The sequence below is a fragment of the Gemmatimonadota bacterium genome, from assembly GCA_009841265.1.
GTDB lineage: Bacteria > JAAXHH01 > JAAXHH01 > JAAXHH01 > JAAXHH01 > JAAXHH01.
Genome location: VXMB01000009.1, coordinates 34,204 through 50,368, shown reverse-complemented (window position 1 = coordinate 50,368; position 16,165 = coordinate 34,204). Strand labels below are relative to the sequence as shown.

At 61.6% G+C, this 16,165-nt stretch carries 14 protein-coding genes, 2 tRNA genes and 1 riboswitch; of the genes, 10 read left to right on the top strand and 6 right to left on the bottom strand.

The genetic code is table 11. The features are described 5' to 3' along the window. Nucleotides 1–27: 27 nt before the first annotated feature. Together F4X08_05250 and F4X08_05245 are read left to right on the top strand one after the other, a co-directional pair. Nucleotides 28–918: a dihydrodipicolinate synthase family protein gene (locus F4X08_05250; protein MYD25199.1), complete on the top strand. Its 891-nt coding sequence runs from the start codon at nucleotides 28–30 to the stop codon at nucleotides 916–918. 20 nt (nucleotides 919–938) lie between these two features. After that, entirely contained in the window at nucleotides 939–2,075 is a 1,137-nt protein-coding gene (locus tag F4X08_05245) for an Ldh family oxidoreductase (protein ID MYD25198.1), read from the top strand. Nucleotides 2,076–2,131: 56 nt separating this feature from the next. On the opposite strand, the gene F4X08_05240 is transcribed toward F4X08_05245, so the two are convergent. Continuing rightward, a complete protein-coding gene (locus F4X08_05240) occupies nucleotides 2,132–4,078 on the bottom strand; it encodes a TonB-dependent receptor (protein MYD25197.1) in 1,947 nt (648 codons plus the stop codon). A gap of 277 nt (nucleotides 4,079–4,355) precedes the next feature. Next, nucleotides 4,356–4,546: riboswitch (cobalamin riboswitch) on the bottom strand. A 143-nt stretch (nucleotides 4,547–4,689) separates the two neighbouring features. Between F4X08_05240 and speB the strand changes: the two genes are divergently transcribed. Continuing rightward, nucleotides 4,690–5,520 (top strand): agmatinase, encoded by an 831-nt coding sequence (speB, locus tag F4X08_05235; GenBank protein ID MYD25196.1) that lies wholly within the window; start codon nucleotides 4,690–4,692, stop codon nucleotides 5,518–5,520. A 66-nt stretch (nucleotides 5,521–5,586) separates the two neighbouring features. Here speB and F4X08_05230 read toward each other — a convergent pair whose 3' ends face one another. The 3 genes from F4X08_05230 to F4X08_05220 all read right to left on the bottom strand — a co-directional run bounded on the left by F4X08_05230 (nucleotide 5,587) and on the right by F4X08_05220 (nucleotide 8,507). Then, a complete protein-coding gene (locus F4X08_05230; protein ID MYD25195.1) occupies nucleotides 5,587–5,880 on the bottom strand; it encodes a hypothetical protein in 294 nt (97 codons plus the stop codon). A 130-nt stretch (nucleotides 5,881–6,010) separates the two neighbouring features. Beyond that, nucleotides 6,011–7,696, bottom strand: a complete 1,686-nt coding sequence (locus F4X08_05225; GenBank protein MYD25194.1) for a helix-hairpin-helix domain-containing protein — start codon at nucleotides 7,694–7,696, stop codon at nucleotides 6,011–6,013. A 1-nt stretch (nucleotide 7,697) separates the two neighbouring features. Next, on the bottom strand, nucleotides 7,698–8,507 hold the full coding sequence (locus F4X08_05220) for a hypothetical protein (GenBank protein MYD25193.1): 810 nt from the start codon (nucleotides 8,505–8,507) through the stop codon (nucleotides 7,698–7,700). 168 nt (nucleotides 8,508–8,675) lie between these two features. Between F4X08_05220 and F4X08_05215 the strand changes: the two genes are divergently transcribed. Then, nucleotides 8,676–8,749, top strand: a tRNA-Arg gene (locus tag F4X08_05215). 136 nt (nucleotides 8,750–8,885) lie between these two features. Here F4X08_05215 and F4X08_05210 read toward each other — a convergent pair. After that, nucleotides 8,886–9,899: a hypothetical protein gene (locus tag F4X08_05210; GenBank protein ID MYD25192.1), complete on the bottom strand. Its 1,014-nt coding sequence runs from the start codon at nucleotides 9,897–9,899 to the stop codon at nucleotides 8,886–8,888. 17 nt (nucleotides 9,900–9,916) lie between these two features. Then, entirely contained in the window at nucleotides 9,917–10,270 is a 354-nt protein-coding gene (locus F4X08_05205) for a helix-turn-helix domain-containing protein (protein MYD25191.1), read from the bottom strand. Between the two features lie 163 nt (nucleotides 10,271–10,433). Here F4X08_05205 and F4X08_05200 point away from each other — a divergent pair, with 163 nt between their 5' ends. The 6 genes from F4X08_05200 to F4X08_05175 all read left to right on the top strand — a co-directional run bounded on the left by F4X08_05200 (nucleotide 10,434) and on the right by F4X08_05175 (nucleotide 16,089). Then, nucleotides 10,434–11,309 carry an outer membrane beta-barrel protein gene (locus F4X08_05200; GenBank protein ID MYD25190.1) on the top strand — a complete coding sequence of 292 codons (876 nt, stop codon included), beginning with the start codon at nucleotides 10,434–10,436 and terminating at the stop codon, nucleotides 11,307–11,309. Between the two features lie 73 nt (nucleotides 11,310–11,382). Further along, nucleotides 11,383–11,456: transfer RNA gene (locus tag F4X08_05195), tRNA-Arg, on the top strand. 95 nt (nucleotides 11,457–11,551) lie between these two features. Continuing rightward, the gene (locus F4X08_05190; protein MYD25189.1) at nucleotides 11,552–12,637 is read left to right on the top strand and encodes a Gfo/Idh/MocA family oxidoreductase; all 1,086 of its coding nucleotides are present in this window, start codon (nucleotides 11,552–11,554) and stop codon (nucleotides 12,635–12,637) included. After that, nucleotides 12,634–13,566, top strand: coding sequence for a sugar phosphate isomerase/epimerase (locus tag F4X08_05185; GenBank protein MYD25188.1), 933 nt, complete (start codon nucleotides 12,634–12,636; stop codon nucleotides 13,564–13,566). The genes F4X08_05190 and F4X08_05185 overlap by 4 nt, the downstream gene beginning before the upstream one ends. Further along, nucleotides 13,563–14,795 (top strand): divalent metal cation transporter, encoded by a 1,233-nt coding sequence (locus tag F4X08_05180; protein ID MYD25187.1) that lies wholly within the window; start codon nucleotides 13,563–13,565, stop codon nucleotides 14,793–14,795. Before F4X08_05185 ends, F4X08_05180 begins: the two co-directional genes overlap by 4 nt. A gap of 130 nt (nucleotides 14,796–14,925) precedes the next feature. After that, a complete protein-coding gene (locus F4X08_05175; protein MYD25186.1) occupies nucleotides 14,926–16,089 on the top strand; it encodes a Gfo/Idh/MocA family oxidoreductase in 1,164 nt (387 codons plus the stop codon). Nucleotides 16,090–16,165 lie beyond the last annotated feature (76 nt).

The following is a 16,165-nucleotide window of genomic DNA, read 5'->3' as shown; positions in this document are numbered from 1 at the left end:
AACATCAACCCAACGAAGGAGGAAGAGATGCTCAATGACCTGAGGGGCGTAATCCCCCCGGCGACCACACCCTTCTCCCGGGACGGCGCCGTGGATCTCGGGGCCATGAAAGAACAGGTCAACTGGTTGATCGACCGGGGGGCGCACGGCATCGCAGTGGGAGGAAGCACCGGAGAGGGCCATACGATAGACGTCGATGAGTTCCGGGGTCTCGTGGACACGACCCTGGACGCGGCGGCCGGACGCGTGCCGATCGTTGCCGGCATCATCGTCGACAGCACCCGCGATGCGGTCCGGCGGGGGCAGGCCATCGCCGATCTCGACGTGGCCGCGCTCCAGGTGACCCCGGTCCACTACCTCTTCCGCCCCGACGACGATGCCATGCAGGAGCATTTCAGGGTGATGGGCGAGGAAGTGGATCAGCCCATCATCATTTACAACGTGGTGCCCTGGAGCTACCTCTCGCCGGAACTGCTCTGCCGGATCATGGACGAGGTGCCCGGTGTGGTCGGCGTCAAGCAGAGCGCTGGGGACCTGAAGCTGTTCGCCGACCTGATGATCATGGCCGACCCGGAACACCTGCTCTTCTGCGCCGTGGACGCCCTGATGTACTCGGCCTACACCCTGGGCGCACGCGGATCGATCGCGGCCATCCTGACGGCGGCGCCGCGGGCCTCGGTGGATGTATGGGACGCGGTACAGGCGGGCGATCACGCGCGGGCCCTCGATCTGCACCGAAAACTCCTACGACTCTGGAACGCCATGGCGGGGACGAACCTGCCGGCCTGTACCAAGCATGCCCAGACGCTGCAGGGCTGTCCCGGTAGATTTCCACGCGCTCCCATGCAGGATGCGACCGACGAGCAGAAGCGGAGCATCGAGGAAGGACTTGCGCTCCTGGGCGCGTTGGACGTTTAGCACGACAAGGACCGCGCAAGATGGAGGAAATGTCAAGGATGCCCGCTTCGGATCACACACACGCTTCAGATAGCAAGTCCGCTTCGGAACCGCGTCCCGTCCGCATTGAGCCGGACCGGCTTGCCCGGATCATGGACCGTATCTTCGAACGACTGGGCCTTGAAGGCGACGAGAGACGGGTAGTCGTCGAGCGACTCATGGAGGCCTCGCTCTCCGGCTACCATTCCCACGGCGTCATGCGGATCATCATGTACACCGAGGGCATCCGTGCGGGGAACATGATCCCTGGCGCGCCGTTAGACGTCCTGGGTGAAACCGTCTCCACCGTGCATCTGGACGCCAACATGGGCATGGGCCCCTGCACGGCCACCGAGGCCATGAAACGCGCCGTCGGCAAGGCCGGGGCGACGGGTGTCGGCTGCACGAGCGTCGTGAACGCCAACGATATCGCCCGGCTGGGCGGATATGTGGAACAGCCGGCGAAAGACGGTTACATCGCACTGCTCATGACCAACGATGCCGGGGGCAATCCCTGCGTAGCACCCTGGGGCGCGACCTCCCCCCTGATGAGCACCAATCCCATGGCCGTCGGGATCCCCCGGGAAAGCGGCGACCCGATCCTCATTGACCTCTCCACGGGCGTTACGTCCGAGGGCGGATTGAAGATGTTGCGCAACAAGGGCCAGGCGGTGCCCGAAGGCTGGCTCATCGACGGTGAAGGGCGGACCACGACGGATGGCGAGGCCTATTTCGCGACGCCCAGACGGGCGGCTATCCTGCCGTTGGGCAGCCTGATCGCGGGACACAAGGGCTTTGCGCTGAGCATACTGGTCGACGTGTTGACCGGCGGTCTGAGCGGCGCGGGCTGCAGTGGCCGATCCCCGGAAGACCTCGACCAGAACGCCCTGTTCCTCCTCGTCATCGACCCGGAGAAATTCGTTTCAAGGGCCGCCTTCTCTGCTGAAGTGGACCGGCTCGTGGAGAGCATCAAAGACGCACGCAAGGCGCCTGGCGTGGACGAAATCCGGGTGCCCGGCGACGGCGCGCGCCGTGAACGTGAGCGGCAACTGAAGCAGGGCATCGAAATCGATCCGCCCGTCTGGTCCGCCATCCTTGACATCCTGGACGAACTGGGCATCGGGCGAGACAAAGTGTAGTCTGGCCACTTCGCCAGGCCGCAGTCTCAGCTGTCGCGGTCCCAGCTACCGCAAGCTCAATTACCGGTGTTCGCCACCCGGATACCCAGGTAGCCCGTAATGCCCACGGTCCCGTAGCCCAGGATCTCCTCGTACTTCGTATCGAAAAGATTGTCGACCCGTCCGAACAGCTGAATGTTCGGCGTGATCTTCCAGTTGGCGGCGACATTCACGATCCCGTAGCCGTCCAACGTAACCGGCGTCGCCGGCCAGGTGGTAAAGTCGTTGTCCCGCCGTTCCCCCGCGAACCGGTAACTCAGGTTCAGGTCGAATCCCGGCCGCACCCGCTGATCCAGCACGATCCCGCCGCTGTGCCGCGGACGCCGCAACAACTGCTCATCCGATTCGTGGTCCTTCGAATCGGTAAAGGTGTAGTAGGCCCGCAGGGATGTTCCCGCGCCCCCCGAATACCGGCCGGTCAACTCCACGCCCTTGCTCGTCGCCTTGAAGACGTTCTTGTAACTGGAGGTCGCGCTATCCCATCCGACCATGTTATCGAAGGTATTGTCGAAGTACGTCACACCGGCTGCAAGACGCTGGTCGGTCGTGTACTGTTCGATCCCCGCTTCCCAGCTCTTGCTCGACCCCGCCTGGAGCGTGGAATCACCGAAGGATGAATACAGCTGGAACAGTGAAGGCGCCTTGTAACCCGTACCGTAAGCGCCTTTTAACCTGGTCCCCGTCTCTTCGAAGAATACGTTTGGTGCGAGGTTGTAGGTGACTTCGGATCCGAACCGGTCGTGGTGATCGACCCGGATGCCCGCGGCAGCGAACAATGCGTCGCCATACTGCAGCATCTCCTGCAGGTAGACGCCCGTCATCCTCGCCGTCCGCCGGTCGAACCTGCTCGAAAACGGCCCTTTAGATTCCGATTCTCCCTGTTCCGACTCGGTTTCGGCCCCGAACACGACGGTATTCCCCTCGGCCAGTAACAGCGTGTGCTGCCAGTCCACTTTGTGCAACCGGGCGTCGAACGTGGAATTCGCGGCCGTCTCCTGGTTGGCGTCCGCCGGATTGTCGTCTTCCCTGCTGTGGTCGACCAGGCTGTAGCCCAGCGTCTGCCTCCATCGCTGCGACCACAGCTCGAGGGTCGCGGAGGGCCGGACAAACAGCTGCCTGGATGTGTTTATCCGATTGGGATCGTCTCCATTGGGGCCGGTTCCGTTGTCGATATCGGCGCGGCCGTCCGTGTACCGGACGTTGAGATCGACCGAAACGCCGGCGGAAGGCGTCGCCCCGAAACGGCCACCCAGCGTGGTGTTCCGGTATCCGTCTTCTTCCATGTTCCCCAGGGCGTTCGACGAGATTCCCTTCGTGTTGAGGAACGAGCCATCCATCGCATACCGGTAGTCTGTTGTGCCCCCGCTCAATCCCGCCCGGCTTCGAATGGTACCCAGCGCGCCGCCCTCGATGGAGGCATCGATCTTCGGCGGACCGTCCCCCTGCTTTGTAATGATGTTCACTACGCCTGCGATGGCATCCGATCCGTAAAGCGTGCTCTGGGACCCGTAAAGCACCTCGATCCGCTCAACCTGGTCGACGGTCATATGGGCCGGACTGTAGCTGCGTCCTGGAGACATGGGGTCGTTCACTTCAACGCCGTCGATCAGAAACAGGGTGTAGGCCGATTCGGCGCCGCGAAGGAAAACAGACGCGTTCCTGCCCGGCCCGCCGTTCTGTGCCACGCTCAGCCCGCCCACATCGCGCAACAGGTCGGCGACCGTGTTCCGGCTGCTGCGTTCGATATCTTCGGAGGTAATAACGGCGATCGAACTCGAGACCTGCCTCAAGGGAGTCTCGATCTTGTTACCCGTTACGACTACGGTGTCCAGGATGTACCTGGGCGCCTCGTCCGCCGCATTCTGCGTATCCTGTGCATTCTGCGTTTCCTGGGCGAATCCTGGCATGGCGGAAAGCAGGATCAAACTGAACACGGATTTAAGTGTGCTTCGTAGGTATTTCATTTTGGGCTCCTTGCCTGGTGAATGGTTCGGCTTCGATAACGGCGACACAAATCAGGGCTTTCCGGATACTGAATCAGGCTATCGTTGCAAGGTGACCTCCCATTAAACAAAAATCCCCGCACCTGAACGATGTCAGATACGGGGATGCCGTTTATCATCCTCGGAGCATGGCCCGCGCTATACCACGCCCCAGGATACTTAGCCGGAGCGACTACGCCGGATGGCCACGCTTTCCATTATCCATGTACACCGGACGACTTCAGTCCACGGAAGTGCCGATGAAAACTATGGCGCAGGTCGGTCTTCTGGCTTCCGGATCGTTCTACTCGCCGCGCCTTCCCATTCCTTTCGGAACAGTGGCTCGAGCCCTTAGGCTCATGTTGCGGCTTTCGTCCCCGGTCACAGCGACGGGTCCGCGACGGATTCGCACCGTCTTCCCAACTTCTCACCTGCTCCTGTCAATGTAGTGCTACCGTGACGGGAGATCAATCGAAAAGCGTGAATTTTCTTGAGGTATCCACCACTCCGTGACTAATTTTCCATTCACTGCAACTCATGCAATGCAATATCGGAATGCAAAAAGAGCATAAAGTTCGAAAGGGACAAACACGATGACGGATAGCGTGAAAGTCGGCCTGCTGGGGGTCGGTTTCGATGCGAACTCGACCTTTCGACGCGGTCCGGCCGCCGCGCCGCCTGCGATAAGGGCCGCCCTCGGATCGGAGTCAGGCAATCCATACTCTGAGACCGGCATGCGCGTGTGGCCGAGCGACAGCGTGCTCGACCACGGCGACCTCGACGTCCCAAACGAAAAGGGCACGCGGGAACCCATCGATGTCATTGAGCGTGGGGTCAGGCAGGCACTGGACGAAACGTCTCGGCTCGTCGTCCTGGGCGGCGATCATACAGTCACTTATCCCGTAGTTCGCGCTTTCGCCGCGAAACACGGCCGGATCAGCCTGCTGCACTTCGACGCGCACCCGGACCTGTATCCCGACTTCGAAGGCAACCGCTATTCTCACGCCTGCCCCATGGCCCGCATCCTGGAAGACGGCCTCGTCGAGCGGCTGGTCCAGGTCGGCATTCGCAGCTTCACGCCCGCGCAGCACGACGCGGCGAAGCGACACAACGTCGAGGTAATCCCCGCCTACTCGACCGGACCGGTTCCGGCGCTGGCGTTCGACACACCGGTCTACATCTCGATGGACATAGATGCGCTCGATCCCGGTTTCGCACCGGGCGTCTCCCATCCCGAACCGGGCGGCCTGAGTGTTCGCCAGGTGCTTGAGGTCGTTGCCTCAATGCGGGCGCCGTACGTGGTCGGCGGCGATGTGGTCGAGCTCAATCCCAAGCTGGACCGAGACGGCGGGACGGCGATCGTCGCCGCTAAACTGGCCTGTGAACTACTAGGGCGCGTCATCCTCGACGGGCGGGCGGATTGATTCTGCCGCTGTCACAGCACCAGGGCTTGTCATTAAAATACCGGGAGCAGTTCTGTTTCCAATACATCACTGATTCGACTGCAATAACTCCAAAATACGTTCAACCTTCTGATCAAGACTGTCTACTTTTTGTTCAAGGCTGTTAACCTTCTGATCAAGGCCGTTAATCTTCTGATCAAGACGGTTAACCTTCTGATCAAGACTGTCTACCTTCTGATCAAGACTGTCTACTTTTTGTTCAAGAGCATCCATCCGCTTGTCGAGTTTAACAAACGAAGCTGCAAGCCCCGCAAGACATGTTACGATGTGGTCGTACTGTTTTTCAAGTTTCGTGACCCGGTCTTCCAGGTAAACGGTCATGATTTACTCCGAGTTGGTTGGAAACACGGGCTTAAGCGTACCCGATTTCTATCCTGTTGTAATACGTACGGCTGTTAAACACCCACACAACACCCCTGAACTGGACATCTTCTCACCCTTCTTTACCCATTCACCACCGGGCATTCAACTGCAGAACCCACCGTGTTTCGACGAGGGGTACCTTGAGTTGATCGTAACGGGTCTGGCGAGTCCGCGTGTAGCGAATCAGGGTTGAAACGCCCGGTCCGACCGGTCCGTATAGCAGAATAACCCATCTCTCGCGGTGATTAGCTCTGAACACGGAGGCCGTGTCCTCCGGATCGGGAAACCCGGCCATCGTGTCCTCCGGATCGGGAAATCCGGCCAGGGTGTATTCCCACTGCGCGGACAGGCTGAAGCGGTCTTTGGATCGATACCGCATGTACAGCCGCAGATCGTGTTCGGGCTTCAAACCGGACCGGCCGCGCCGCTCGTAGCGGGCCCGCCATTGGACCCGAGCCGGCACGCGCCAGGCCACCTGTCCCCGCCAGGTATCCAGCAGGGCCGATCCGGTGGCCTGCCGCTCATCCATTTCACGGCGCCACACTCCGGAGGCTATGACACCGCGCCCCATTCTTCGGCGAAATCGAAAGGTGCTGCGCCGGTACAGTTCCAGGTAGGTCAACCGGGGTTCAACGCTCAATTGTAGTGTCGTCCGGCGATCCGGCCGCCAGCGCAGAAGCAGGCTCTGCCATGCCCTTTCGGTTTTCTCGATGAACCTGGCTTCCGGCTGGCGGTGGAAGGTCAGCCCGCCTTCCACGCCCTCCATGCTCCAGACCATGCCTCCCTGAACGGTCTGGTATCCCTCGTCGTCAATGGCCACCTCGCCGAACAGGTTCGTACCACCGTAGAGGTAGTCCAGGTCCGCACCAACGCGCAGGCTACCTTCCGATTGCAGGACCGAGAAACCGATCAACCCACTGTTCCGGCTCCAACCCAGGCGGCCGCCGGGTTCCCATTTGCCCGAATCGGCCCGCGAGAGGATCCCCGTAAGGTTGAAACCGCGTCGGTCAATCCGCATAGCCATGCCGCGCCGGGCGCCGGATGCATAGGTCGTTCGCACGGGCCTCAGGCCACGGATGCGGCGTTTCACCGACGCGCTGAGACTGGCCGTGGAGGGCCGGATCGAATGGCTGCGCCATATCAGTCCCTGGCCGAAATCCATTTCAAAGTATCCGAGGATCAGCCTGCGGTAAGTAGCCGAACCGCCGAATTCCACGTATCCGGACCGCCACCTGGTTTCGCCGCCCCGGTCCCGGCGTTCGCCCCGGCCTCCCAGCTTGAACCTGTTTCCCAGTCCAATATCCGCCTGCACACCCAGGATGCCGTTTCCCGGCGCTTCGGGACGGTCGGTGCGGCTTCGCGCCAGGCGCAGGCGTCCGGTGGTCTTAAAACTGTGATCGTCCTCCGCCCGAACGAAAGGACTGATCCGAGAAACGAGGTCCGCCGTGAATCCCGGAACTCGTGCAAGCTCCCCGGCGCTGCCGAAGGGGCCGTGTCTTTCCCGCCAGGCCACGATCGCGCCGGCGAGGGCTGGCGTGATCCACGGGAGTTGTTCCAGCTCGGTACGGTCCGCCCGGTTGATATCGAGCGGGTCGCGCCGCAGCGATACCAACAGCGCGATGTCCTCCGGATCGATATCGGCGGCTTCCCGGTCGATCAGCGCATCGATCGAGTAGTCGAGATCCTGGGCAGCCCGTTCTGCAGGCAGGCCCATCATCGCCACAAGGGACGCGGCGGCAAACGTGCGCTGTATTTGTTTAATGAACAGACGCATATCAACCGAACTCCATGGTAAGAGAAAACCGGTGCGTGATGCCCAGCAAGGCGTGGGACGAGAGGGCGTAGTCCGTCTTGACCCGTCCCTTCGCCAGGCCCAATCCGACGTAGAAAAGAGAAGGATCGGTGCTCAAACCGGCCCGGATCGTAACGGATTCGGCCAGGCGAAACTCCTGGCCCACTCTCGTGGTGTAGCCATGACGCGGGTGGCGGTCGAACTGGAAGGAAACCGTCAACCGGTCTCCCGTCCTGCTCAATCCCGCCTGGATGATGCGGGGGCTTTCCGCAGCGGGACCGGATTCCGAGAAGCGGCCGACGGCGTGGGCCATCGCGCCGAGACGAAGATCATAGGGGAGATCCAGGAGGATGCCCGCGTCCATCGCAACGGCGGAAGCGCCATCGTAATTTTTAATGGAAAGGCTCAATCGGCGGAGAGCGAGTCCCGCATGGAACCGCTTGCCGATGGAACGTCCGTAGGAGAGACCGAAGACACTCTCCCGGTATAGCGAGCTACCCAGTCCGTGATAGAACAGGCCGAAATGCCCGAGGCCGGTCGGCGCGACGGCGGAGACGGCCACCTGGGCCAGTTCTTTCATGCCGAAGAGCCGCGTATAGTAGCTCGTCAGGGCAAGCCGGCCTACCCTGGGCGTACCGCCCGGGTTCAGGAAGGATGCTTCGGCGTCGTCCGCGACGGCCACGAACGCGCCCGCCATGCCGACAGGTCTGGCACCGGCGTAGACCGGTTCGAAAGCGCTCCATGCAGTACCCGGTGTCGCGAGTAACAATAAAAGCGGTAGAAAACGTTTCATTTTGGCTCCCATGTGGAGATGAACTGTCGAGTGACCGCTTCAATGCGGCATACCTCAACAGTCGGAAGCCGTTTCTGAAATCTCGTTTTCTACCGCAAAAAGTCGACCTGGGTCCGTCCCACTCTCGTGTTGACAGCAACCCCCGATCCCGTATATTGATGGTGGTGCGCCCCAGTAGCTCAGTCGGACAGAGCATCGGACTTCTAATCCGAGGGTCGCAGGTTCGAATCCTGCCTGGGGTATACCAACCTCGCATCTACCCAGAATAACGGGCTACTACCAACAATATTCCTTTCATACCGTTTGAACCGTGAATTGTAGTCACGGGATGACACAATGGTCGCCGAAGAGAACGTCCCCTCCTGAGTACCCCAGGCGTCACGATTCCGGCGATTCACTGGCAGAAAACGCTCGAACCTTGCGTTTTCTGGTATCCCGGAGAGAAACGACCCGGGTTCCGTGGATCGATTCATTGTCCGGCAGCGCCGTTTCGCCTTTCTCCTTGCCGGTCTGCGCCACACTTTTCACCGACTTCAGGATATCGCCGCCCGAAACGGCCTCGTGATCGGCGTCGTAATAATCGTACCAGGGCAGGCCGGCTTCGGTGTAGTGTTCGGCCGTAGGCGGTTCTATCGGGGGACGCTCACCGGTTATGGCCAACCACTGGGCCGAATTGGCGATGGTAATGAAACAACGGACGGGATGCCGCTGGTCCCAGGCATCCAGGCCGTATTCGTCCTCGTAGATTTCCTGCCGCATCCGGCCGCCGGGCGCCAGTCCCATGCCCTCTTCCCGGGGACTCTGCATCGCCATCGGCGCCATGTCCCTTTCTCCGTATACTCTGGTCCGCATCGCTTCATACCGTTCCGCCTTCATGGGATAGGCCGTTATCTGCAGGCCGCCATACTGCGCCGAGCCCGTCAACTGCTCCTCGACCGTGTACCCCTTGCCCAGCGGCATGGCCACGAACTGGCGGATCACGCCCTTTTCGACGCAGTACCCATCGAGCCACGGCTGTTCGGGCAACACCAGGTAGTCCTGCGGATCGGTATTCAGATAGTTTATCCAGTTCTCGCCGGTGATGGCGCAGACCTTCCCGGTCGCGATCTTCAATGCGAACGGATAAGCACTATAACCGCTGAAGTTCAGCCACATCGCCTCAGCCTGAAACATCGGCATGATCACACCGCCCCTGCGGACCCACTCGTCCGGCAGGCGATCCGCGTAGTCGTCCAGGTGGCGCAGGGGGAAACAACCCAGACCCGGTGGCAAAGGGTAATCCCGCCCATCGTCCGGGATGCGCAGCGTACGCTGAAACGAGATCGAACACCGGGCACGATCGTGGACTTCCGGGCAACTTATTTCCAGTTGGTCGTGCTCAAGGTAAATCATCATGGGTCTCCTTATTGTTACCATTCACCGTCCCGCACTTCGCGAACTATCTTGAGGATGGCGTGATCGGGCGCCTCCTTCATCTTCCGGATCAAGTCCGCGAATAACTTCGGCCGTTTGCGGATGATCTCCTGCAGATCGCTCGACACCTTGCCCGCCAGGGCCAACAGCACGTCCGGGTCCTCCCCCAAATCCCGTGCCAGCTTGAGCGTCGTGGCCTCGGAGGGCGGCGCCACATCGCCGCGTTCGATCTTGCTCAGGTAGGCCGGTTCGACCTCGATGCGCTGCGCCACCTGGCGCAGGGAGAATCGCCTTTCTTGCTTCCGCAGGGCTTCGCGGCGGGAACGGATGTGTTTACCAAAATGTGTCATATGTCATATATAGTACACATTCGGATGTTTGTCAAGCCCCTATGTTAAAAAGTTTCGAAGAAACCCCAGTTTGTACGTATTAGTTGTTAAATAGTCCTCGAAAGCGTAAAATCGATCCATTTGGATTTTCACAAAGGAATCAATAACCAGGAGTACTAGAAGCATGGGATTGTTACGAGGTTTGTTACGAAATTTGAAGATGACGGATGGTATGCCAGCCACCCAATCCGCGTCTATCCGGCCAGCCAGACGTTCCGCGTCTTCCGTCCCAGCCACGGTTCGGGGCGCCTGGCGTTTGCTTGCGACGGCACTCGCATTCTTAATCACCGCCGTAGGAACCACGCAAGCCCAGGAAAGCAAGACCGGTTTCTACGTCGGCGCATTCTCGGGTGCTGGTGTAATGGACGTTCGTTCGACCGACATCGACGGTTTTACGGGATCTCAAGGCGTCCCCGGAGAGATTTTCGAGTACGACGACACTGGATTCCCGACCGGTGTCGTGGCAGGCCGGCACTTTCACCTGGGACGCGTGCCGATCCGGTTCGAAGTGGATGGCGCCGTCGTCGGGCTTCCGTCGGCTTCGCGGCAGATGGATCCCGTCGGAATGGACGAAACGGCCACGTCGGAATTGCGTTGGGTCGGGACGGCGCGCATTGGCGTTCGGAAATCACTCGGCCGAGCAGGCGTGTTCCTCGATGGCGGTGTGTCGGTTGTCGGCATATCGAATTCGTTCATCGATCTCGACCCGGGAACGGACGGCCAGATGCAGGTGGACCACGACGATTCATTCGACGATCAGTTGACGCGCGTCGGGTGGGTCGTGGGCACAGGAATCGATATGCCGGTGGCCGGCGCCTGGAACATCCGATTCGAAGGTCTGTACGTGGATACGGGAGAGACCGACCACCAGGCCCCGAACCGGCTTGACGTCAACGCAGGCGTCTGCGGACCTGCCGGTCTCCCGAGTCCTTGCCGCTATGGCATCGATCAACGGTTCGCCCTCCTCCGCCTGATCCTCGTTCGCAGTATTGGCCGGTGAATGGACGATTGATTTCGTTGACATCAATCCGTTCTGTGCGTATATCGGATGCTGGCCTCAGTGGGTTCCCCGTGCGTCTGTAGCTCAGCTGGATAGAGCAACTGACTTCGGATCAGTAGGTCGGGGGTTCGAATCCCTCCGGGCGTATTCTCTTCTTCGACTTCCCCATCTGTTGCATCGATTCCAGGACATCGATTCCAAGACATCGATTCCAGGATATCGACTGCCGGAAAGGCATATCCATGGATCGCATCAGGATCGGCGTGGTCGGCTGCGGCGCGATCGCCCAGATCCAGCACCTGCCCCATATCGCCGAACTTCGGGACCGCTACGAACTGGCCGGGCTCTGCGACGCGTCCGCGAAACTCGTTGACTTCATCGGCGAACTCTACCATGTGCCCGAGCGCAGCCGTGTCTCGCGGTACGAGGACCTCCTGGCGCTGGACCTGGACGCCGTACTGCTGTGTTTCGCCGACCCCAAGACCGACGCAGCCGTCGCTGCGCTGGACGCGGGCAAGCACGTGTTCATCGAAAAGCCCATGTGCTACTCGGTGCGGGAAGCGGACCGGATCATCGGGGCCGCCGAAGCTTCGGGCAAGACGCTGATGGTGGGGTACATGAAGCAGCACGATCCGGGGTACCGTTTCGCCCGGGACGAAGTACTTGCCATGCCCGATATCCGCTTCATTCAGGCCAACCACCTCCACTGCGGTAACGACCGCCACTTGAGTGAATACACGTTGTACGCCTTCGACGACATACCGGGCGAGGTAATCGAGCGCACAGGCGCCCTCCGAGAGCGCGCCGTCCGGGACGCCATCGGCGACGTGCCGGAGGCCGCACGAAGGATCTTCTTCTCGCTCTCCGGCAGCATGATCCACGACATCAGCAGCCTGCGTGGCCTCTTCGGTCCGCCGGACCGGGTGGTCAGCGCCGAAATCTGGCGGGGCGGATCGAGCGTGACGACGGTGCTGGCCTACGAGAACGACGCGCGGTGCGTGGCGACGTGGACCAGCCTGCCCGAACTGCACGATTTCCGGGAGACCCTGGAAGTCTTCGGCGCGGGACGGCGCGTGGGTATCCGTTTTCCCACGGGGTTCGACCGGGGACTGCCGTCGCCGGTCACGGTGCAGGGCATGGACGGCGAACAGCCCTGGAAAAAGGAACTCGTCGTCAACAAGCAGAACGCGTTCAAGCTGGAGCTGATCCACTTCCACGATTGCGTCGTGAACGGTAAACCACCCATCACCGACGGATACGGCGCGCGGCAGGACCACGCCCTTTGCCGCGACATCGTACACGCCTACCTGCGGGCCAACCCATCATGAAGATCGTCTTCTGTACCCTCACGCTGAGCGGCTATCGTTCACCAGAAGCCGCGGAACGGGGCTATCCCCTGGCCGAAGAGCGCAAGCCGGTGTGGGACTGGCTCGTCCGCCACGGATTCAACGGGATCGACCTGGGCGAGACCTGGTTCAATTTCTACGACGCGCCGGACGAAGTGCTCGTCGAGCTGGGCGAGGAGGCGCGGGGTCACGGACTCGAAATCGGCGGGCTGACCGTTCTGCGGAAGATCATCACCTGGCCGGCGCCCGAGGAGGTCCGGGCGACGAACCGGGGGTTGCTGTCCCGTGCGGTGAAAGCGGCCCAGCTCGCGGGCGCGCCGCTGGTCAACATGTCCATCTCGCCGCAACCCTGGGAAGTGGGCGTGCGCGAACAGGATCTCCGTGGACAGTCCGACCCGGTGGGCAGCAGCATGCGGGCGCGGGACGAGGACTACGATGAAGCCGCCGGCGTGCTACGGTCGCTGGCGCGGGAAGCCGAACCGGAGGGTACCGAACTGACCCTGGAACTTCACCAGAACAGCATCGTGGACACCCCGGAGGGCATGCTGCGGCTGATCGACCGGGTCGGCCATCCCCTGATCAAGGCGAATCCCGACCTCGGCAACTTCTACTTCGCCTACGCGACGCCCGAGGGTGGCTGGGACGACGTGTGCCGCATGCTCGCGACCCACACCAACTTCTGGCACGTCAAGAATATCCAGCGGATCTACTTCCAGGAAGAAGACCGCGCCCAGCACATCAACGCGCCCCTGGGCGAGGGCATGATCGACTACCGCCGGGCGCTTCGGATCATGCGTGACGGCGGCTTCGACGGGTACATCAGCATCGAGCTGGCCACGGGCGCCGATCCCTTCAACGCGATCCTGTCCGGCAAGCGGTACCTGGACGAAATGATGCGGGACGAGATTTGAAACTGAACTTCTTCCAGATGCTCGCCCTCATGGGACCGGGGATCGCCGTCGCGGCCACGGGCGTTGGCGCCGGGGACATGATTTCGGCCACCAATGCCGGCGCGAATTTCGGCACGGTGCTGCTGTGGGCCCTCGTCTGGGGCGCCGTCCTCAAGTTCGCCCTGAACGAAGGGGTCGGACGCTGGCAGCTCGCGACGGGCACCACGCTCCTGGAAGGCTGGGTGGAGCGCCTCGGCAGGCCCGTACAGTATTTCTTCCTGCTCTATCTCCTCATCTGGTCCTTTTTGGTCGGCGGCGGGCTGCTTTCGGCCTCCGGCATAGCCGGCCACACGGTATTTCCAGGGCTCTCGGTCGCGCAATGGGGAATTATACACGCCCTGGCCGCGTGCGTCATGGTTTGGGCGGGCCGTTTCGGGTTCTTCCTGACCGTCATGAAGGTGCTCGTCGGCCTGATGTTCGTGAGCTTCCTGATAAGCGCCTGGGCGCTCCGCCCCGACTTCGGCGACATCCTGCGCGGCATCGCCCTGCCGACTGCACCGTCGGGTTCGGTGGTCGCCGTCCTGAGCGTCCTGGGCGGCGTGGGCGGCAGTCTGTCGGTCATGTGCTATGGGTACTGGATCCGGGAAGCCGGTCGCGAAGGTGGCGAGTGGCTCAAAGGTATACGGATCGATCTCGGCGGCGCCTATCTCCTGACGGGGTTCTTCGGCATTGCCGTCATGATTCTCGGCGCACAGATACGTCCTGAGGCCGTGGGCATCGATATCGTACTGGGCATGGCGGACCGGCTTGAAACGGCACTGGGGCCGTTCGGGCGGTGGTCCCTCTACCTGGGTTTCTGGGCCGCGGTCATCACCTCGGTGCTGGGGGTCTGGCAAGGCATCCCCTACCTGTTCGCCGATTTCATGGCGATGTTCAAAAGGGCGTCCAGCGAGGCCCGAGAGGCTATGGTCCGGACCGATTCCCGGTACTACCGCGGGTTCCTGCTGTTCCTGACCTTTCCGACCATGGTCCTGCTGCTTTTCGACCGGCCGGTTTCCATCGTCATCATCTACACGGTGGTCGGCGCCTTCTTCATGCCGTTCCTGGCCGGCACCCTGCTGTACATGAACTCGAAACGTGAATGGGTCGGAAACCTGAAGACGGGGTGGCTGCTGAACGTGCTCCTCGTCCTCGCGCTGGTTCTCTTCCTGTATCTCGGTGTCAATCAGTTGATCGACGCCCTGGGTTGACCCGGACGATCGAGCGGCGGACCCCGGCGATAACCCGGCTGAGCTGGCGATTATGCGGATGACCACGCGATCGAGCGGCGGAGCGGCGGACCCCGGCGAACGGTGCGATCAATGAAACGGAGCGGATGAAATGGCCTCGCCGATCGGCATCGGCATCATCGGTATGGGCTGGATGGGCATGGTCCACGGCCGGGCCTACCACCAGGTCCGACAGCGCTTCCCCGAAAGCGGGCTGATTCCGGAACTAGTGGTCTGCGCGGACGACGTGGCGAACCGGTGCGAGCAAGCCCGGAACATGCTGGGATTTACCAGGACCACGACGGACTGGCGCAAAGTCATGGACGATCCCGATGTGTCCGTGGTCAACATCACCGCGCCAAACCGTCTCCACCTGGACATGGTCCGGGCCGCGGCGAAGGCGGGCAAGCATATCTTCTGCGAGAAACCCGTGGGCCGCTCTCCCGCGGAAACGGCCGAAATTGCCCGGACGGCCGCCGAAGCCGGCGTGCTGACCTGGGTGGGTTACAACTACCACTGGGCGCCGCTGGTGCAGCATACGCGCAGTCTCGTTGCCGACGGCGTGCTGGGCGATATAACCCACTATCGCGGCCGCTTTTTCGCGGGCTACGCGAGTCACCCCGACGGCGTGCTCTCGTGGCGCTTCCGAAGAGAGGATGCCGGAAGCGGAGCCCTTGGCGACCTCATGTCCCATGTAACCGACATGGCCCACCTGCTCGCGGGACCCATCAGGCGCGTGGTCGGACAGAAGGCGCTGATCATCGAAGACCGGCCCGTCGCGCCGGCCGGCGAAGGAACTCACTTTTCCTTCGGGACCGGCGGGCAACGCGAACCCGTGACGAATGAAGATTACGCCGGAGCGCTGGTGGAATTCGGGAACGGCGCCCGGGGGACCTTCGAAGTCTGCCGCGTGATCCAGGGGACGAAATGCCAGATGGCCTTCGAGATCCACGGCACGCATGGCGCGGTCCGGTGGGACTTCGAACGCATGAACGAATTGCAGTTGTACACGGTCGACGGACCGCACGACGGGTTCGTTACCCTGCAGAGCGGGCCGGCCTATCCCGGGCATGTCCACTTCAACCCCGGCCCGGCCGTGGGACTCGGATACGACGATCTCAAGGCGATCGAGACCTTTCAATTCCTGCAGTCCATTGCAACTGGCAGGCAGGGCGAGCCCGGCTTCAATGAAGCGCGGGCCGTGGCCGAGGTGCTGGCCGCGGTGGAGCGCTCCTGGTTGTCCGACCGCTGGGAAACGGTGCAGGAAATCGGCTGAGTTACCCGGCGAAGGCTATCGACTAATCGATCGCGGCCGGCACCGTCCGAATCGATCGGAATCAGGTATCTAAACG